The following is an 18,845-nucleotide window of genomic DNA, read 5'->3' as shown; positions in this document are numbered from 1 at the left end:
TCAGCCGTTCCAGGGGGAAACATGCCGCCGCTTGAGAACCCGGCCCGTGCGGCGGGGCTGCCCGAGACCGGTCGTTCCGCCGCGGAGCTGCTCGGCGAGCTGGCCCGGCTCCGGGACCGCGACCTGCCCGTGCGCGGCGGCAACGTCACGGCCTACGTCTACGACACAGGCCGTGCTGAGGTGCACGACGCGGCGGCCCGGGCACACCTGGAGATGCTGGAGGTCAACTGCCTGGACCCGACGGCGTTCCCGAGCATCGTCGCGCTGGAACGGCAGCTGGTCGCCGCCGTCGCCGAGCGGCTGGGCGGGGACGCGGGCACACCGGGGATCTTCACCAGCGGCGGCACCGAGTCGATCATGCTGGCGGTCAAGGCCGCCCGCGATGCCCGTGATGCCCGCCCCGCCCACGCTGGACCGGCTGAATACGGGCGGCTTCAGGTCGTGGCGCCGGCGACAGCGCATCCTGCGTTCGCCAAAGCCGTGCACTACCTCGGCATGGAGCTGGTTACCGTGCCGGTCGACCCGGTGACGTTCCGGGCCGACCCGGCGGCGACCGCGGCCGCGCTGACGTCGCGTACCGCCCTCGTCGTGGCCTCCGCTCCGTCCTACCCGCACGGCGTCCTCGACCCGGTGGCCGGCATCGCCGCCTTGGCCGCCGGCGCGGGTGTGCCGTGCCACGTGGACGCGTGCGTGGGCGGCTGGGTGCTGCCGTGGCTCCGGGAGAATGGGCAGGACGTGCCCCTGTTCGACTTGTCCGTCCCAGGCGTGACGTCGATCTCCTGCGATCTGCACAAGTACGGGTATGCGCCGAAGGGTGCGTCCGTGGTGCTGTTCGCGGACGAGGCGATGCGGCGGCGTGCCTACTTCGCCTCGGCGGAGTGGCCGGGCTACCCGGTGATCAACACGACCGTGCAGAGCAGCCGCAGCGCCGGTCCGCTCGGCGCGGCATGGGCGACCCTCCAGGCGATCGGCGCGGAGGGATACCGCGTCCTGGCGGCCGAGGCCATGCGCGCGACCGGACGGCTCGTCGCGGGAGTCGCCGGGATCCCCGGGCTGCACGTCCTCGGCGAACCGGACGCGCCTCTGGTCGCGATCGCTTCCGACGACCCGGGCTTGTGCGTCTTCACCCTCGCCGACGAGGCCCGCCAGCGCGGCTGGTTCTTCCAGGTGCAGCTCTCGTCGGGCGACAGCCCTGCCAACCTGCATATGACGCTGACCGGCGTGAGCGGCAACCGAGCCGGTGAGCTGCTGTCCGTGCTGCGCGAATCAGCCGAGGCCGCCCGCGCGTCCGGGCCGCCCGATGTGCCCGCCGAGCTCGTGGACGCCTTGGCCGGGCTCGACCTCGACGCGATCGACGACGCCGGCTTCGCCGGGCTGCTCGCCTCGGTGGGCGTCGACCTCGGCGGTGCCGGCGACCCGGAGATGGCCGTGGTCAACGCGATCCTTGACGCGTTGCCACCCGCCACCCGCGAAGCGCTGCTCGTCCGCTTCCTCGCGGTCCTCTACTCACCGCACATTCAGGAGTAGCTCCGTCCCACGATGAGGAGGGGAAGGCCACGAAGCGCGAGTGCGGCGGTGCCCTCGTGCCGCTGCGTGCCGCTGCGTGGCCGCCGACGATCCCGGCTTAGGCGGTGATCGCTTTCTTGAGGCTTCGCAGGCACAGGGTCAGGGACTCGTGCTTGGACGCGCCGTTGGTGTGGGTGTGCGACCAGGCCGTGTAGAGCATGCACCAGATCAGGTGCTGGATCCACACCGCATCCATCTCGCGGTCGATGTCGCCCTCGGCCTGGCCGCGCTTGATGAGATCGAGCATGGCCCGGTCGGCCGCGGTCTCCTGCTCCCAGCCCTCCCAGTCCCCGAACTCCGGCACATTGAAGATCAGGGTCAGGTTCTCGCCGAGATCGAAGAACTCCGAGCAGAGCCGCGCGATCGCCTCCAGTGACGGGCCCTCGGCGGGGCGGGACCGATCCGTGGCGGCGGCGATCTTGTCGAGCACGTCAGCCCCGATCGCGGTCAGCAGATCGGAACGCTCGGGGAAGTAACGGTGGATGGTCGTACGTCCCACCGCCGCCTCGGCCGCCACGTCGGCGAGGGAGGCGGCGGGATTCTTGGCGAGGACCGAGACGGCCGCGTCCAGGATGGCGCGGCGGGTCCGCACCCGGGTCTTGGTCTCCGCTGTCATGCAGTGATGGTACCGCCTCCTCCAAAGTGAAACTCATTTGACTAGAACGGAACAGTGATGTTCCATTGGTGACATGTCTGTTCCAGTTGAGCCGGTTTCAGTTGAGTCCGCTCCAGTTCAGTCGGGGCGCTTCCCGAGACTGCGGATCCTGTGGTCGTTCGCCCGCCCCCACACGGCCAAGCTGGCGCTCGCTCTCGTTCTCGCGCTGGCCGGGTCGGCGCTCGGCCTCGCGATGCCGATGGTGACCAAATGGGTGCTGGACTCGCTGGGCGAGGACCGTTCCCTGAGCGGCCCGATCATCGCCCTGCTGGTGCTGATGGTCCTCGGCGCGGGCGTCGCGTTCTGGCAGTGGACGCTCCTCGGCGCGCTGGGCGAACGGGTGGTGCTGGACGCGCGGGAGTCGCTCGTCCGGCGGTTCCTGCGCGCGACGGTGCCCGCGATCACCGCCCGCCCGGTGGGGGAGATGGTCACCCGGGTCACCTCGGACACGGTGCTGCTGAGGGAGGCCGCGTCGTCCAGCGTGATCGGGTTGATCAACGGAGCGGTCATGCTCGCCGGGACGCTGATCCTCATGGGCGTGCTCGACCTGGTGCTCCTCGGCACCACGGTCGCGGCGCTCGCCGTGGTCGTCGTGCTGTTCGCCCTGCTGATGCCGTCGATCGCCAAGGCGCAGGAACGGGTTCAGGACCACATCGGGCGCCTCGGCGGCGTGCTGGAGGGCACGCTGCGGGCCATCCGGACGGTGAAGGTCAGCCTGGCCGAGGACCGCCAGAGCGAGCGGATCATGACCGACGCCCGCGCTTCGGCCGTGCACGGCGTCCGCGCCGTCCGGCGCGAGGCCACGGCGTGGACGATCGCCTGGACCGGACTCCAGCTCGCGATCATCCTGATCCTCGCCGTCGGTGCCTGGCGGGTGGACCAGGGTGGCCTGGAGGTGTCCGGCCTGATCGCGTTCCTGCTGTACGCGTTCGGCTTGATCGACCCGATCACCGAGCTCAGCCAGAACCTCACCACCCTCCAGTCGGGCATGGCCGCCGCGCAGCGGATCCGCGAGGTGGACGCGCTGGAGTCGGAGATCGACTCACCGGCGGTGCCTGCCCGCGCCCTCGTCGTGGACGGCAGAGGCCCGCTGCTGGAGATGCGCGGCGTCACGGCCTCTTACGGGCCTGACCTCGATCCGGTGGTACGCAGGCTGGACCTCGTCATTCCGCGCAGGGGGCATACCGCCATCGTCGGGCCTTCCGGAGCCGGGAAGACGACCCTCTTCTCCCTCTTCCTGCGCTTCCTCGAACCGCAGGAAGGCGAGCTGCTCCTGGACGGCCTGCCGTACAGCCACCACGGGCACGAACGGCTGCGCGAGCGGCTGGCGTACGTGGAGCAGGACACCCCGATCGTCCCGGGTACGATCCGCGACAACCTGCTGTTCTCCCATCCGGATGCGACCGCCGAGGAACTCGACAGGGTGCTTCGGGACGTCCGGCTGGCCGACCGGGTCGGCGCCCTCGAATCCGGACTGGACACGCCGCTGTCGTCCACCTCGGTGTCCGGCGGTGAACGCCAGCGCATCGCGCTCGCGCGGGCCCTGCTCCGCACCCCAGACGTGCTCCTGCTGGACGAGGCCACGGCGCAGCTCGACGGGCTCACGGAGGCGGCCATCCATGACTGCATCCGCAGTCGTGCCGCCGAAGGAGCGGTGGTGACGATCGCCCATCGGCTGTCCACGGTGGTCGACGCCGACACCATCCTCGTGATGGAGGCGGGCCGCATCCGCGCCCAGGGACGGCACGCCGAGCTGCTCGCGGCCGATGAGCTCTACCGGGAGCTCGTGGCGGCCCTCAGCGTCCCTGGATCGCCGCCGGTCACGGTCGGCGCCGAACGATCGGCGTGAACAACCCGCCCCGGTCTCCCTTTCCAGAATGTGGTTCTAATACTCTGGGGAACCGTGGGCAGATTGCAGCAGACATACGGGCTGACCGACGAGCAACACGAGATCCTGGCGACCGTCCGCGCGTTCGTGGACAAGGAGATCCTCCCGGTCGCGACCGAGCTTGAACACGCCGACGCCTATCCGCAGGCCATCGTGGACGGGATGCGGGAGCTCGGGCTCTTCGGCCTCATGATCGAAGAGGAGTACGGCGGGCTCGGTGAGTCGCTGCTGACCTACGCCCTGGTGGTGGAGGAGCTGTCACGCGGCTGGATGAGCGTGTCGGGCATCGTCAACACGCACTTCATCGTGGCCTGGATGATCAGCCATCACGGCACCCCCGAGCAGAAGGCCTTCTATCTGCCTCGGATGGCCACCGGCGAGGTCCGCGGCGCGTTCTCGATGTCGGAGCCCGGTTGCGGCTCAGACGTGTCGGCGATCCAGACCCGCGCGGTGCTGGCCGGGGCCGACGCCTACTCGATCACCGGCCAGAAGATGTGGCTGACGAACGGCGCCACGTCCAACCTGGTGGCGACTCTCGTCAAGACCGACCCGGCGGCCGGGCACCGGGGCATGACGACCTTCCTCGTCGACAAGGAGCCCGGCTTCGGCGAGGTCGCGCCCGGCCTGACCGTTCCCGGCAAGATCGAGAAGATGGGGTACAAGGGCGTCGACACCACCGAGCTGCTCTTCGACGCGTACCGCATCCCGGCCGCGCAGATCCTCGGCGGCGAGACGGGCCGCGGTTTCTACCAGATGATGGACGGCGTCGAGGTGGGCCGCGTCAACGTGGCGGCGCGCGGTTGCGGGGTGGCACGGCGCGCGTACGAGCTGGGCCTCGCCTACGCCAAGGAACGCGAGACGTTCGGCAAGCCGATCGCCGAGCATCAGGCGGTCATGTTCCGCCTCGCGGAGATGGCCACCAAGGTCGAGGCCGCGCACCAGATGATGGTGATGGCGGCGCGGCGCAAGGACTCGGGCGAGCGCAACGACCTTGAGGCCGGGATGGCCAAGTACCTGGCCAGCGAGTACTGCAAGGAGGTCGTCGAGGACTCGTTCCGCATCCACGGCGGCTACGCCTACTCCAAGGAGTTCGAGATCGAACGGCTCTACCGGGAGGCGCCGATGTTGCTGATCGGCGAGGGCACGGCCGACATCCAGAAGATGATCATCGGGCGCCGCCTGCTGGCGGAGTCGTAGATGCCGCCCGTGGACGGGACGCTGCCCCTGGAAGGCATCACGGTCGTCGCGCTGGAGCAGGCGGTGGCGGCGCCGTTCGCCAGCCGGCAGCTCGCCGACCTCGGCGCCCGCGTCATCAAGGTCGAACGGGTGGACGGCGGCGACTTCGCCCGCGCTTATGACTCACTCATCAGCACCGACTCTCTCGACAGCACTGACCCACTCACCAGCACTGACCCGCTCACCAGCACCGGCTCCCACAACAGCGGCGGGCTCGGCACGCATTTCGCCTGGCTCAACCGTTCGAAGGAGTCGGTCGCGCTCCACCTCAAGCGCGAGGAGGGCCGGACGATCCTCGCCGAGCTGGTCGCCACGGCCGACGTCTTCCTCCAGAACCTCGCGCCGGGCGCCGCCGCCCGCCTCGGCTTCGGCGCCGACGAGCTGCGGGCCCGGCACCCGCGTCTCATCGTGATCGACATGTCGGGGTACGGCTCGCGTGGCCCGTACCGCGACAAGCGCGCCTACGACATGCTCGTCCAGGCCGAAGCAGGGCTCATCTCGGTGACGGGCACTCCCGAGACCCCGGTCAAGGCGGGTTCGCCCCTGGCCGACATCGCCGCCGGGATGTACGCGTTCTCCGGTGCCCTCGCCGCTCTCGTCCGGCGTGGGACCACCGGGCAGGGCGCGTCGGTCGAGGTGACGATGTTCGACGCCGTCGCCGAGTGGATGAGCCAGGCCATGTACGCCACCCGCTACACCGGGGAGGTTCCGCCACGGTCGGCGCTCGGCCACCCGCTCATCTCCCCGTACGACGCGTACCCGACCGCGTACGGCGAGGACGTCGTCATCGGTGTGCAGAACGACCGGCAGTGGGTGGCCCTGGTGACACGCGTCCTCAACCGGGCGTTCCTGGCCTCCGATCCCGAGTTCGCCACCAACCAGGCCCGCGTCCGCAACCGGGCGAAGGTCGACACCCTCATCGCCGAGGTGACCGCCGGCACGACGCGCGACGAACTGGTGCGGCGCCTGGACGACGCCGGGGTGCCCAACGCCTCCATCAACGACACTCACGGCCTGCTCGCCCATCCGCAGCTCGCCGAGCGTGATCGCTGGCGCGAGGTCGGCTCGCCGGCCGGCACGCTGCCCGCGATCCTACCGCCGATCACGTTCGCGGACGCCGAGGCACGGATGGCACCGATCCCCGAGCTCGGCGAGCACACCGAGGTGGTGCTCGCCGAGCTCGGTTACGACGCCGGGACGATCGACGGCCTGCGATCCTCCGGCGCGGTCGCCTGAGCGTCCCGGTCGGGCCGGACCGTCAGGAACGCGACCAGGCCGCCGGCCAGCAGCAGCCATCCCGACAGGTCGAAGGCATGATCGAAGCCCGCGGCCTCGTTCGCCGCTGAGTCGATCAGGCGGCCTGACACGTACGGCGCCAGGATGCTCGACGTCGCCGCGATCGCGTACGCGGTGGCGAGCGCGGCCGCGCGCTGCCCGGCAGGGCAGATCCGGGCGATCGCCGCGTTGGTCAGCGGCGTCTGCGCGTTGCCCGCCGCGAAACCGATAGCCATCAGCGGCAACATCAGCGCGACCGGGCCGACTCGCGTCAGCCCGAGCAGGCACGCACCGGCGGCAAGAGTCGCGATCGCGCCGACCACGCCCTGCGCGAGCCGCGGCGAGGCACCCCGCTTCAACAGGCGCTGCGCGAGAACGCCCGCGCTCAGCGCGAGGACGAGCCCCGACACGCTGGGCAGTCCGATCGCTCCGCTGACCTCGGCGTCGCTGAAGTGGACGTGGTCCTCCAGCCACGTGGGGAGCCAGGTGAGCGCCAGCGCGAGCGACCACATGACCGTGAACATCGAGAACGTGCCGCCGAGCCACGTGCCGGTGAGGAAGACGCGCCGGTAGGGCACGCGCGCCTCCTCCTGCCCGGTGTCCTGGGTCGATGCCGACGCCGATGCCGACGCCGATGCCGACGCCGACGCCGACGCCGATGTCGACGCCGACGCGTACGGGCCGTCGCCGCCCCACCGCCACCACGCCAGCAGCCAGAGCAGCCCCAGCACACCGAGGATCCCGAACGAGCCACGCCAGCCGAGGGTGCTGTTGACGACGAGGACCAGCGGCGCGCCGATGACCGCGCCGAGGGCGCCGCCCATGGTGACGAGCGCCGCAGGCAGCGACCGCCGTTCCTGCGGGAACCAGCCGAACGCGGTGTGGTTGGCCAGCGGCAGGCTCGGCCCTTCGCCGGCGCCGAGCAGGACGCGCGTCCCCAGCAACACGGCGAAACCGGCCACGGGCAGCAGGATGGGAAGCTGCGCCACGGACCAGATCAGCACGAGCACGGCCAGCAGGGGCCGGGCGCGCATCCGGTTGCCGAGGAACCCCACCAGCACCGCTGACAGGCTGAAGAGCAGGTAGAAGGCGCTCGCGATGGTGCCGAACTCGGTGGCGGTCAAATCGAGATCGTCGCGGATGGGATCGGCGACGAGACCGAGCACCCCCTTGTCCGCGAAGTTGAGCGCCATGAACGCCATCAGCAGCGCGATGACCACACGGGCTCGGCGCGGAGTGGCGGCGGCCGGGGGCGGGGGGTCAAGGGACACCGGCGTCTCCTTCTCGCGGCGCGGGGCCGCACGCGGAAGAACGGATCATATCGACTCATTTCTGACTCATATCGGCGCGGCTCTTTCGACGGGGCTCATATCGACGCGCTCATATCGACGCCACGGCGATGTGCGGGCGTCCGGTGATCGGATGCGGGCCGATATGCGCCCGGACCCCGAACACCTCCGCCACGAAGTCCGGCGTGAGCACCTCCAGCGGGGGTCCCGCCGCCCGTACGGCACCGTTCTCCAGCACGACCACGTGGTCGCAGTACGCAGCCGCGTGATCCAGGTCGTGCAGCGCCGTGAGCAGGGTGAGCCCGAGCGAACGGATCAGGTCGAGCAGGCCCAGCTGCGCCCGTACGTCCAGATGGTTGGTCGGCTCATCGAGGATGAGGAGCGGAGCCTCCTGGGCGAGCGCGCGGGCCAGCAGCACCCGCTGCCGCTCGCCTCCCGACAACGTCGAGAACAGCCGGTCGGCGGCCCACGCCAGTTCCACCCGTTTGAGCGACTCCGCCACCGCGGCTCGGTCGGCGACGTCCTCGCGATCGAGCAGGCCCTTGTGCGGCGCACGCCCCATCGCGACGACCTCCGCGACCGAGAACTCCGCCGTCAGGTCGCCGTGCTGGGTCACCACCGCGCGATGCCGGGCGGCGCGTTTGGCGGGCATCCGCCACAGGTCCGCCCCGTTCAGCGAAACGACCCCGGCGGCGGGCCGCAACGCCCGGTAGACGGTGCGCAGCAGGGTCGACTTGCCGCTCCCGTTCGGCCCGATCAGCCCGACGAACTGGCCGGGCTCGGCGACGAGATCGACGCCGGACACGATCGGCGTGGAGTCGATCTCGGCCGTGACGTCCTCGATGACCAGCCGCATCCTCACGCACCTCCCGAGCGACGCCGTAGCAGCAGCCAGATGAAGAACGGCACGCCGAGCCCGGTCGTGAAGATGCCGACGGGCAGCTCGTTCGGCCGGTCGACCGTCCGGCAGGCGATGTCGACCGCGACCAGGAACACCGCGCCCATCAGGAGCGCCACGGGCAGCACACGACGGTGGTCGCCGCCCACCAGGAACCGGGACGCGTGCGGCACCATCAGGCCGACGAACCCGATTCCGCCGACCACGCTCACGGCGGTCGCGGTCAGCAGCGAGCCGATCACCAGCAGCGCGATCCGCAGCGACCGCACCGACGTGCCGAGGCCCGCCGCCGCGTCCTCGCCCGCCATCAGCGCGTTCAGGTTGCGGGCCTGGAGCAGCAGGAACACCATGCAGGCCGTGATCACGGCGGCGGGGACCCCGAGATCGGACCAGGTGGCGCCCGCGACACTGCCCATCAACCAGAACATCAAGCCGTGCAGTTCGGTCGGGTTGACCTGCAGCTGGAGGTACGTGGTCGCGGCCGAGCACAGATACCCCACCGCGACGCCGATCAGGACCAGCCGGGAGTCGAGCAGCCGCCCTCCGCGTTGCGACAGCGCGTACACCGCCAGCACGCTCAGGATGGACGTGGCGAACGCGGCGCCCGTGACCCCGAGCCCGCCCACCGCGGAGGCGCCGAACGCGACGACCAGGACCGCGCCGAGCGACGCCCCGGACGAGATGCCGAGGATGTACGGGTCGGCAAGCGGGTTGCGGACCAGGGCCTGGAGGGCGACACCCGCGACGCTGAGCCCGGCACCGACGAGTGCCGCGACCAGGACGCGAGGTGTCCGGATGTCCCAGATCACCTGGTCGCGCAGCGGGTCGCCCGCACCGGCGCCGGTGAGCCGCGTGCCGATCACGTTCCAGACCGACCCGAGCGGGAGGTTCACCGAACCGATCGAGATCGCCGCGACCGTCATCAGGACCAGGCCTGCGGCCAGCCCGGCGATGAGCACACCGGTCATCGGCCCCGAGACCAGATGCGGTCCACGTTTGAGATCAGCCGACCCATGTTTGGGATCAGCCGACCCATGCTTGAGATCAACCGACTCATGTTTGAGATCAGCCGACACCGTGCACCGCCTTGGCGAGCTTCTCGACGGCCACGGCGTTCAGCGGCCCCAGGAACACGCCGTCGGCGACCGTCGCGAACGAGCGGGTCTTGGAGGCCTGCCACTGCGGGTACTGCGCGAAGAGCTTCCGGGCTTCGGCCGCCGGGTCCTCCGTCGGCTGGAACGCGCCCACCACGAGCACGTCCACCTGCGCGGTGGCCAGCTGCTCCTTGTTGATGGACGAGACCGCCTCGGGTGCCAGGCCCGCGAAGGCGTTGACGCCTCCGGCGGCCTTGAGCACCTGGTCGGCGACGCCACCGGTCCAGACGGCGGGGAGCCCGTGCGCGTTCATCATCGCCATGCCGGGATAGGCGATGAGGATCTTCTTGGGGGTCTTGCCCGCGGTCCGCGCGCGGACGGCCTCGATGCGGCGCCGGAGATCCCCGGTGACCTGGGCGGCCTTGTGCTGGACGTCGAAGACGCGGCCGAGGAGCCGCAGGAAGTCGTGCGACGACTCGATGGAGGCGTTCTTGTACGTCGTCCGTTCGGCCTGCGTGGCGGTCGGCTTGCCGTACGCGCAGTTGACCGGGTTGACGAGGGTGGCGATGCCTGCGGCGGCGAGCTGCTCGCGCGTCGCCATGCCCTTCTTCGCGTCGAAGCCGCCCGACCAGTGCGAGATCACCAGGTCGGGCTTGGCCGCGAGGACCTGTTCGGCGGGCACCTCGAAGTTCTTGTTCATCGTGAGGCCGCCGGTGGGGAGGGCCTTGATGGCCGGGATCATCGAGGGCTCATCCGACACCCCGTACGACTGGGCGTTGGCGTGGATGTGCTTCTGGAGGCCGAGAAGAATGAAGCTCTCGACCTCGGCGACCGACGTTCCGTTGAGGATGAGGACGCGCTGCGGTGGCTTGGCGAAGGTGACCTTCTGGCCGCAGTTGTCGAACGTGAGCGGGTAGCTGGTCTTGGCCGGGGCGGCATCGGCGCCAGGCGAGACGGTGTCGGCTCCGGACGAGGAGCCGCCGCATCCGGCCGCTGCGGTCGCAGTGATGGCGAGCGTGAGGGCGGCGAAGGCAGGCAGCATCGTACGAACGTGCATCGGGGGATTCCTTGCTTCCGGTGGACGGATGGCGTGCATGAAGGCACGCCGGGCCCGCCCACCGGGAGCGATGGGATCAGGCGGCGGCGTGCGGTCGTACCACCGGAGGCCCGCGACGCCGGACGGAACGGGCGAGCAGCACACCGAGGAGCGGCGCCGGGTCAGCGGCGACCAGCACTGCCCACGGCGGGCGATGAGCCTCGACGCGGCGCGGGATCGGCCACACGAACGTGACCGCGATCGCGAAGACGGCGGTGAGGAGCCACCAGAGGGCCCAGTCGGCACCGGCGAGCAGCGCGGCGGCGGCGATCGCGGCCATCAGGTGCCCGACGAGCATCGACGGCCCAAACGCCGCGCCTGCCGCGCCTGCCGCCTCTACAGCGCCTGCCGTTTCGGCCGTCCCGGCCGGAGGCGCCGGGGGAGCGGCTCCCGGGTGGTGGGCCGGACCGGAGGCCATCATTGAGAAGGACAAGTGGAAGGCGACCTGGGCCCAGCCGACCACGACCAGGATCTTCCAGAACGAGAGCAGCCGTGCGGCCATCGTGACGCAGAGCACACCCACGACGCCGCCGGTCACGAACACCGCGGGGAGGGGCGGCAGGCAGCACGGTCCGCCGGCGCCCAGCGAGTGACCGGTGAGTGCGAGCAGCGTGCAGGCGGCAGCTAGGAAGCCACCCCGCGCATACCGCGGCATCGCCGGACCCGAACCGATCACGGGGCCAGCCTAGAGCGGCGGGTGATCAAGGGCCAGCGCGGGTCCGGACCGGCGCGGGGCCGCGGCTATCGTGGGGGAAATGAGCAGCGCGAACGGTCCAGAGGGCAGCGCGAACATTCCAGGGGGCACCTCGGACGGTCCAGAAGGCACCTCGGACGGTCCAAAGGGCACCTCGCACGGTCTCCGCCGCGACGAACTGCGGGACTTCCTGCGGACGCGGCGCGCCCGGCTCACGCCGCGGGACGTGGGCATGCCGGACGCGGGGCGGCGCCGGACGCCGGGCCTGCGGCGCGAGGAGGTCGCCGTCCTGGCCGGGGTGGGGGTGTCCTGGTACACCTGGCTCGAACAGGGCCGCGACATCAAGGTCTCCGAGGACGTGCTCGACGCGATCGCCCGCGCGCTGCGGCTGGACGAGGCCGAACGGCAGCACCTGTATCTCCTCGCCGGGCTCAATCCGCCCCAGGCCGAGGCGAAGACCGCAGTGGAGATCAGCCCCGAGCTCCAGCGGGTACTGGACGCATGGTCGCCGCGCCCCGCCTATGTCCGGGACCGCTACTGGAACTTCGCGGCGATCAACCAGGCCGCGCAGGTCGTCTTCGGCTATGACGTGCATGACCACAACTGTGTGGTGACGTTCTTCACCAACGAGCGTTACCGCGCGCGGGACACCCAGTGGGCCGTGGCCGCGGAGAAGGTGGCGGGCCGGTTCCGCGCGGACGCCGCCCGCTATCCGGACGACCCCGAGTTCGGCCGGATCGCCGCGGATCTGAGTGCGGTCAGCCCCGAGTTCGCCGAGATCTGGGCCCGGCACGAGGTCACCGGCGAGACCACCGCCGTCAAGACCATCGACCATCCGGACGTGGGGGAGCTGGCGTTCGAGGCGCTGGCGATGCCGCTGGAGGAGATTCCCGGCCACCACCTGGTGCTGCACAACCCCAAGCCGGGGACGCAGACCCACGAACGGCTCGAACGCCTGATGCGCCGCGTCCGCCTCGTTCAAGCGAGCTGATCCGCATCCTGGTGGTGCCACACCCAGGATAAGCCGCGTCTGTTTGTCTCCCCGGACGTCCAGCACGATCAGTGTCATGACGAACGAGGGACGCTTCACCGGCAAGATCGCGCTGATCACCGGCGGCACGAGCGGCATGGGCCTGGCCACGGCCGCCCGCCTGCTGGCCGAGGACGCACAGTTGATCATCACCGGCCGCGACCAGACCCGCCTGGACGCCGCCGTCAAGGAACTGGACGCCGGCGACCGCGTCCTGGCTGTGCGCGCGGACGCGGCAAGCCTTGCCGATCTCGACACCCTGATGGCGACCGTCCGGGAGCGGCTCGGACGCCTGGACGTGGTCTTCGCCAATGCGGGCGTCGGCACGTTCAAGCCGAGCGCCGAGATCACCGAGGCCGACTTCGACGAGACGGTGGCGGTCAACTTCAAGGGCGTCTACTTCACCGTCCAGAAGGCCGTGCCGTTGCTGAGCGACGGCGGCGCCATCGTGATCAACGCCTCCTGGACGCTCTACCGTGGCCTGCCGGTCGCCTCGGTGTACTCGGCGACCAAGGCCGCCGTGCACAATCTGGCCCGGACCCTCGCCGCCGACCTGGCCCCGCGGCGCATCCGGGTCAACTCCGTCAGTCCCGGTTACATCGACACCCCGATGTTCCGCGGCGCGGCCCCCTCCGAGGAGGAAGCTGCGGCCTACACCGCCCAGGTGGTCGCCGGCCGTCTGGGTTCCTCGGAGGACATCGCTGGCGCGGTCGCCTTCCTGGCCTCCGCCGAGGCCTCGTACATCAACGGCCAGGACCTGGTCATCGACGGCGGCCTCGTCACGGCCGTCCCCGCCTGAAAGGAAGAATCATGAGGACACGTACGTTCGCAGGCACGCAGGTCGGCGCGGTCGGGCTCGGCTGCATGGGCATGAGCTGGGCCTACGGCGAATCCGAGCGGGACGACGCCGCCTCGATCGCCCTGATCCACGAGGCGATCGACCTCGGCGTCACCTTTCTCGACACCGCCCAGGTCTACGGCGACGGGGACAACGAGGCACTCCTCGGCCGCGCCCTCGCCGGCCGTCGGGACCAGGTCGTGCTCGCCACCAAGACCGGCTTGCGGGTCACGGACCGCGCGACCATCTCCATGCAGCGTGACGGCTCTCCCGAGCATGTGAAGAGGTCGCTGGAAGACAGTCTGCGCCGCCTGGACACCGACGTCATCGACCTCTACTACCTGCACCGGATCGATCCCGAGGTCCCCCTTGCCGACACGTGGGGAGCGATGGCCGAACTGGTCGCCGAAGGCAAGGTCCGGCACCTGGGCCTGTCCGAGGTGACCGTCGCGGAGGCTCAGGAGGCGCACGGCATCCACCCGGTTGCGGCGATCCAGTCAGAGCTGTCGCTGTGGACGCGGGACCCGATGGACGCACCCGGGGGCAGCGCCGGAGGCTTCTCGGGCGACACCCTCTCGGGTGACGGACCGGGCGACGTGGTCGGCTGGTGCCGGGATCACAACGCCGCTTTCGCGCCGTTCTCTCCCCTCGGCCGGGGCTTCCTCACGGGCGCCGTCACCGCCGCCGACTTCGAGGACTCCGACTACCGCGGCCGCAACCCGCGCTTCCAGGAAGAGGCGCTCCAGGCCAATCTGCGGATCGTCGACATCGTCAAGGGCGTCGCAACCCGCCATGGCGCAACCCCGGCCCAGGTCGCCATCGCCTGGACGCTTGCGCAGGGCGACCACATCATCCCGATCCCCGGCACCAAGAAGTCCAAGTACCTGAACGAGAACGCCGGCGCCGCCGACCTCGATCTCACCCCGGCCGACCTGGCCGAGCTGAACGACGTACCGGCCGCCGTTGGGAGCCGATACTGATGAAGGCAGTCACCATCCCCGAATTCGGGGAAGCTGACGTCCTGACCCTCGCCGACATAGAGCCACCCGAACCAGGCCCAGGCCAAGTCGCGATCGACGTCACGTACGCGGGCGCGAACTTCGCCGAGATCCTCTATCGCCAAGGCGTCGTGGACGTCCCCTTGCCGTTCGTCCCCGGCATCGAGGTATCCGGCCACATCCGCGCCATGGGCCCCGACGTAGAAGGCTTCCGCATCGGCCAACCGGTGGCCGCACTCACCATCGTCGACAGCGGCGGCTACGCCGAGGTCGTGGTCACGGCCGCCGACCTGGTGGCCCCGATCCAAAGCGGCCTGGACATCGCCGCGGCGGTGCCGTCCAACAGCACCACCGCCTTCCTGGTCCTCGATCGCGTGGCGCGCATCGAACCCGGCGAGTCCGTCCTGGTCCACGCCGCCGCCGGAGGAGTCGGATCCCAACTAGGCCAAGCGGCCCGCCTCCTAGGCGCGACTCACATAGTCGGCACGGTCGGCAACCCCGCCAAAATCGAGACCGCCAAGTCCTTCGGCTACGACGAAGTGATCCTCCGCGATGACCTCACCAGCACCGGCGAATTCGACATCGTCGTCGACATGGTCGGCGGCCCGGCCCGCCGCGCCAGCCTCAACGCCCTCGCCCCGATGGGCCGCATGGTCGTGATGGGCAACGCCTCCGGCGCCGACGACGTCGGCATATCAGCCAACGAACTCTGGTTCACCAACAAGACCGTGTCCGGCTTCAACCTCGCCGCGTTCGCCGCTGCCTTCCCAGCCGAAGCAGGCCGGGCCCTACGCCGAGCAGTCTCCGCCGCCGGCGACCTCCACCTCCAAGTCGAAGAGCTCCCCCTAGAACAAGCCGCCGAAGCCCACCGCCGCATCGAGTCAGGCTCCACCACCGGCAAACTCGTCCTCAAGATCTGACAGCTCTCACCAGCCAAGCAGCGCCACGCAACCGGACGCCGCCCGGCCCCTCGAACGGCCGGGCGGCCTCCGTCAGCGCCGCACGAGCCTCGTCCTCGTCCTCGATCGCGTCACGGAACGCGCCCCACTCCAGAACGAACGCGGCCGCCGCCTCAGCATCCGCACCCAGTTCGATCGTCGTCTCCACCGACGACACGGAAGCCTGGAATCCGGCGCCGGTGAGCACGGCCTCGATGCGAGCCGGATCTGCCAGCGAGTGCACGGCCGCGGCGCCCGCCTGCCCCGTGCGGCGCGGCATCGCCGCACCCACCACCTTCGGCAGATCGTTGCCCTCAGGCGGGCCGACAGTCACGAAGGCCAGCCGCCCACCCGGCCTGAGTGCCCTCCTTATGTTGGCGAACGCGGCGACCGGATCGGCGAAGAACATCACCCCGAAGCGGCTGATCGCCACATCGAAGGCGCTTTCAGGAAACGGATGGGTCTGTGCGTCTCCCGCTTCGAAGGACACGTTGCCGAGCCCCTCCGCTGCCGCGAGGGCACGGGCCTTCTCCAGCATCGGCTCCGTGACGTCGTTGCCCACGGCGGCCCCTCGCGACGCCCGCCGTGCGGCCGCCCGGGTGGTGCTCCCGTAACCGCAGCCGATGTCCAGCACATGCTCATCGACCCCGATGCCGGCCGCCGCGAACAGATCAAGGTCATAACCGCCGCTGACCACGTCGTACCGCTCGGCGTCGGCGGTCCTGTCCAGCACGTGCATCGTTCCTCCTCTTAGGTGTACGCAATACACTAACGATCATAGGCGTATGCCGTACGCTGTCAACCGTCATGCCGAGACCACGTTCACTCACCCAGACCCAGATCGCCGAAGCCGCCCTCACCGTCATCGACCGTGACGGCCTCGCCGGCCTCTCGATGCGCGCCGTCGCCAAGGTGCTCGGCATGAGCACCATGGCCCTCTACCGGTACGTGGACGATCGCCACGAGCTGGAAGGCCTGGTCGTCGAGTTGGTCCTCGGCGCCGTCGACCCGACCCCGCCGCCCGCCGCGCCCTGGCGCGCCCGGATCGAGGAACTGGTCGAACGCCTCCGCACCGTGATCGTTGCCCACCCCGAGGTCATCCCGCTCACGATGACCCACCGCCACAGCTCACACGCCCTGCTCCGCTGGTCGGAAGCCGTGGCCGGCACCCTGGCCGAAGCAGGCATCGAGGGCGCCCGCCGCGCCATCGCCCTTCGCGGCCTCCTGGGCTACGTCATAGGCGCGATCCAGCTCGAACACCGAGGCCCCCTTTCGGGCCCCGGTACCTCAGCCATCGCCGACCTGCCTAGCGACACGTTCCCCAACATGGCCGAAACCGCCCGCAGTGCTCGTGGGGTGACTCCAGACGAGGAGTTCCGAGGCGGCTTGTCCCTCCTTCTAAACGGCATCACCTCCGATCAATCCTGAACGCGGCGTTACATAGGCACTGCAGCACAATCCCGCCCTTTAGCGGTCAGATTGTCGGGTGAGTCGAGCCAGATAGTCTCCCCTCCCGGAACCATGGTGACACCGCACTCAACTTCCCCGATTGCGGACACAATCTGACCTGAGATCAACTTGCCCAAGCGTATTCGTCATGCCCACACATGCCACTCGAGTTTCGGATGCCGCAGTCAATTTGGCGTACCAGAATGGCATGTCACTTGTCCCATTCACCAAATTTCCGAGGGCTTTGGGTTCTCGTTCGTCCGCCTGCCGGTTTGTGAATTTGTAGGTTACTGCTGCGCGGTCAGCGGCACCGGTCTCCCCTTTGGCTTCGCACTCCGCCCGGCAGGCGGGTGAGGCGGGGCTGAAGGCCTAAAAGCGCGGCGACGAGAAGGTGGGCCGCGGCGGGGGCAGGTGCGTCCGCACGGTTGCTGGGGGGCAGGTTACTTCGTGCCGCTTCGCGGTTGGCGGCAGCGGTCACCCCTCTGGCGCCGCACGCCGCCCGGCTGTCGGGTCGGTTGGGGCTGAAGGTCTAAAAGCGGCGGCGACAAGAAGGCAGACGGCGGGGACGGCAGGTGCGTAGGCACATGTTTCCGGGCGGCAGCTTACTGATCTGCCGCTGCGCGGTTGGCGGCAGCGGTCACCCCTCTGGCGCCGCACGCCGCCCGGCAGGCGGGTCGGTTGGGGCTGAAGGTCTAAAAGCGGCGGCGACAAGAAGGCAAACGGCGGGCACGGCAGGTGCGTACGCACCGGTTTCCGGGCGGCAGCCTACTTCGTGCCGCTGCGCGGTTGCGGCAGCGGTCACCCCTATGGCTTCGCACCTGGCCCGGCCAGCGGGTGGGGCGGGGCTGAAGACCTAAAAGCGGCGGTGACAAGAAGGCGGGCGGCGGGCGCGGCTGGTTGGTGATGTGCGGGTTTGCTGGTGGCTGATGTTCGACCTTAAGCCCGCGCGGAGCGCGGGATGTGCCACAACCTCAGGCCACCGCCCGCCCTCACCCTTGTGTCGCATGGCTGGACTCCCGCAACCGCAACCAACGTGACCGCAACCCACGACAAAGCCGCACAAACCCGCAAACGGTCATTTCGGCACCGCTCAACCACCCACCCAAACCAGCCGACTTAACCTCCGACTCACCCGTCCGCAACCGACAACGACCGTGGGACGACACTCCCACCCCAGCCACCCACAAAAACAGGCCACAAACAGCCACACCGATCCCCGCGAACGACATCGACATAACCTTCCGGCTCGCCGCTCCTGATCAACGGAAATCGCGGGACGGCCACCTGTCGCACCCGGCACAAAAAGGTGGCCAGGTACCGTCAGTAATCATCACTCAACACCTTGCGATATCACCGAACGTGACGATAGAATAACAGCATGGATTCGATCGTGGCGGGTCTAGATTCCGCTTCCACCGCTGACTTGGTGGAAGCGGCCGCCGCGATCACCACCCAACTCGCCCAGCGAGCGGCACCCGATTCCGGGACCGCCTGCATGGAGTTGGCCGAGCAGTTCGCTGCCGCGTTGGATCAGGGTGAGCATGTGCTGGCGGGGTTGATCGCGGTGGTGGACCGGACCGGCGAGCCCAAGCACTGGGGTCTGGCGTCCACTCAGGCGTGGTTGCGGTGCCGGCTGGGCATGCGCGAGGGCCGCGCCCAAGAGCGCCTCACCCTGGCCCGGCAACTCCCCCGCCTGCAGCAGGTGAACCAGCAGCTGGCCACCGGCGCCCTCTCGTATGGGTATGCCGCGACCATCGCCGACGCCGTGCAGCGCCTGAACGATGAGGACTGTGCGGCGGCCGAGGGCATTTTGTTGGAGGCGGTGGCTGGCGGGGTGTCGGCGCGGAACCTGGCGCGGCTGGGCCGCAGAGTGCATGACCTGGTCGCCGAACTCGCCGGCG

Annotated in this window: 17 protein-coding genes; 10 read left to right on the top strand and 7 right to left on the bottom strand. The window is 69.8% G+C overall.

All coding sequences use genetic code 11. The annotated features are described in order from the left end of the window. Window positions 1-21: 21 nt before the first annotated feature. Window positions 22-1,527 carry a pyridoxal phosphate-dependent decarboxylase family protein gene (locus tag ACH34W_RS52780; protein WP_395968863.1) on the top strand — a complete coding sequence of 502 codons (1,506 nt, stop codon included), beginning with the start codon at window positions 22-24 and terminating at the stop codon, window positions 1,525-1,527. Window positions 1,528-1,624: 97 nt separating this feature from the next. Here the strand turns inward: ACH34W_RS52780 and ACH34W_RS52775 are convergent, their stop codons facing one another. Beyond that, window positions 1,625-2,182 carry a TetR/AcrR family transcriptional regulator gene (locus ACH34W_RS52775; RefSeq protein WP_395968862.1) on the bottom strand — a complete coding sequence of 186 codons (558 nt, stop codon included), beginning with the start codon at window positions 2,180-2,182 and terminating at the stop codon, window positions 1,625-1,627. A 145-nt stretch (window positions 2,183-2,327) separates the two neighbouring features. Here ACH34W_RS52775 and ACH34W_RS52770 point away from each other — a divergent pair, with 145 nt between their 5' ends. The 3 genes from ACH34W_RS52770 to ACH34W_RS52760 are packed head-to-tail and all read left to right on the top strand — an operon-like array spanning window position 2,328 to window position 6,581. Beyond that, complete coding sequence (locus tag ACH34W_RS52770) at window positions 2,328-4,070, top strand: ABC transporter ATP-binding protein (RefSeq protein WP_395968896.1); 1,743 nt, start codon at window positions 2,328-2,330, stop codon at window positions 4,068-4,070. A 54-nt stretch (window positions 4,071-4,124) separates the two neighbouring features. Then, window positions 4,125-5,306: an acyl-CoA dehydrogenase family protein gene (locus ACH34W_RS52765; protein ID WP_395968861.1), complete on the top strand. Its 1,182-nt coding sequence runs from the start codon at window positions 4,125-4,127 to the stop codon at window positions 5,304-5,306. Beyond that, complete coding sequence (locus tag ACH34W_RS52760) at window positions 5,307-6,581, top strand: CaiB/BaiF CoA transferase family protein (protein ID WP_395968860.1); 1,275 nt, start codon at window positions 5,307-5,309, stop codon at window positions 6,579-6,581. Here the strand turns inward: ACH34W_RS52760 and ACH34W_RS52755 are convergent. From ACH34W_RS52755 to ACH34W_RS52735, 5 genes are all read right to left on the bottom strand, one after another. Then, window positions 6,530-7,891, bottom strand: coding sequence for an MFS transporter (locus tag ACH34W_RS52755; protein ID WP_395968859.1), 1,362 nt, complete (start codon window positions 7,889-7,891; stop codon window positions 6,530-6,532). The two genes, ACH34W_RS52760 and ACH34W_RS52755, sit on opposite strands and share 52 nt — an antisense overlap. A 109-nt stretch (window positions 7,892-8,000) precedes the next feature. Then, window positions 8,001-8,765 (bottom strand): ABC transporter ATP-binding protein, encoded by a 765-nt coding sequence (locus ACH34W_RS52750; protein ID WP_395968858.1) that lies wholly within the window; start codon window positions 8,763-8,765, stop codon window positions 8,001-8,003. 2 nt (window positions 8,766-8,767) lie between these two features. Further along, entirely contained in the window at window positions 8,768-9,775 is a 1,008-nt protein-coding gene (locus ACH34W_RS52745; RefSeq protein ID WP_395968857.1) for a FecCD family ABC transporter permease, read from the bottom strand. A gap of 97 nt (window positions 9,776-9,872) precedes the next feature. Beyond that, complete coding sequence (locus ACH34W_RS52740; RefSeq protein WP_395968856.1) at window positions 9,873-10,958, bottom strand: ABC transporter substrate-binding protein; 1,086 nt, start codon at window positions 10,956-10,958, stop codon at window positions 9,873-9,875. A gap of 76 nt (window positions 10,959-11,034) precedes the next feature. After that, the gene (locus ACH34W_RS52735; RefSeq protein WP_395968855.1) at window positions 11,035-11,673 is read right to left on the bottom strand and encodes a hypothetical protein; all 639 of its coding nucleotides are present in this window, start codon (window positions 11,671-11,673) and stop codon (window positions 11,035-11,037) included. A gap of 79 nt (window positions 11,674-11,752) precedes the next feature. Here ACH34W_RS52735 and ACH34W_RS52730 point away from each other — a divergent pair, with 79 nt between their 5' ends. The 4 genes from ACH34W_RS52730 (at window position 11,753) to ACH34W_RS52715 (ending at window position 15,477) form a co-directional block, all read left to right on the top strand. After that, a complete protein-coding gene (locus ACH34W_RS52730; RefSeq protein ID WP_395968854.1) occupies window positions 11,753-12,682 on the top strand; it encodes a helix-turn-helix transcriptional regulator in 930 nt (309 codons plus the stop codon). Window positions 12,683-12,758: 76 nt separating this feature from the next. Next, complete coding sequence (locus ACH34W_RS52725) at window positions 12,759-13,520, top strand: SDR family NAD(P)-dependent oxidoreductase (RefSeq protein WP_395968853.1); 762 nt, start codon at window positions 12,759-12,761, stop codon at window positions 13,518-13,520. 11 nt (window positions 13,521-13,531) lie between these two features. Continuing rightward, window positions 13,532-14,539 (top strand): aldo/keto reductase, encoded by a 1,008-nt coding sequence (locus ACH34W_RS52720; RefSeq protein ID WP_395968852.1) that lies wholly within the window; start codon window positions 13,532-13,534, stop codon window positions 14,537-14,539. After that, window positions 14,539-15,477, top strand: coding sequence for a zinc-binding alcohol dehydrogenase family protein (locus tag ACH34W_RS52715; RefSeq protein WP_395968851.1), 939 nt, complete (start codon window positions 14,539-14,541; stop codon window positions 15,475-15,477). Before ACH34W_RS52720 ends, ACH34W_RS52715 begins: the two co-directional genes overlap by 1 nt. On the opposite strand, the gene ACH34W_RS52710 is transcribed toward ACH34W_RS52715, so the two are convergent. Further along, on the bottom strand, window positions 15,467-16,234 hold the full coding sequence (locus tag ACH34W_RS52710) for a class I SAM-dependent methyltransferase (protein WP_395968850.1): 768 nt from the start codon (window positions 16,232-16,234) through the stop codon (window positions 15,467-15,469). The genes ACH34W_RS52715 and ACH34W_RS52710 overlap by 11 nt on opposite strands. 68 nt (window positions 16,235-16,302) lie before the next feature. Here ACH34W_RS52710 and ACH34W_RS52705 point away from each other — a divergent pair, with 68 nt between their 5' ends. Together ACH34W_RS52705 and ACH34W_RS52700 are read left to right on the top strand one after the other, a co-directional pair. Beyond that, the gene (locus ACH34W_RS52705) at window positions 16,303-16,923 is read left to right on the top strand and encodes a TetR/AcrR family transcriptional regulator (RefSeq protein ID WP_395968849.1); all 621 of its coding nucleotides are present in this window, start codon (window positions 16,303-16,305) and stop codon (window positions 16,921-16,923) included. A gap of 1,399 nt (window positions 16,924-18,322) precedes the next feature. Next, window positions 18,323-18,845 (top strand): DUF222 domain-containing protein (locus tag ACH34W_RS52700; protein ID WP_395968848.1); only part of this gene is annotated, 523 nt, incomplete at its 3' end.

It is taken from the genome of Actinomadura sp. 6N118 (assembly GCF_044326415.1).
In the GTDB taxonomy this organism is placed as follows: Bacteria; Actinomycetota; Actinomycetes; order Streptosporangiales; family Streptosporangiaceae; genus Spirillospora.
This window is presented reverse-complemented; position numbering and strand designations above follow the sequence as displayed.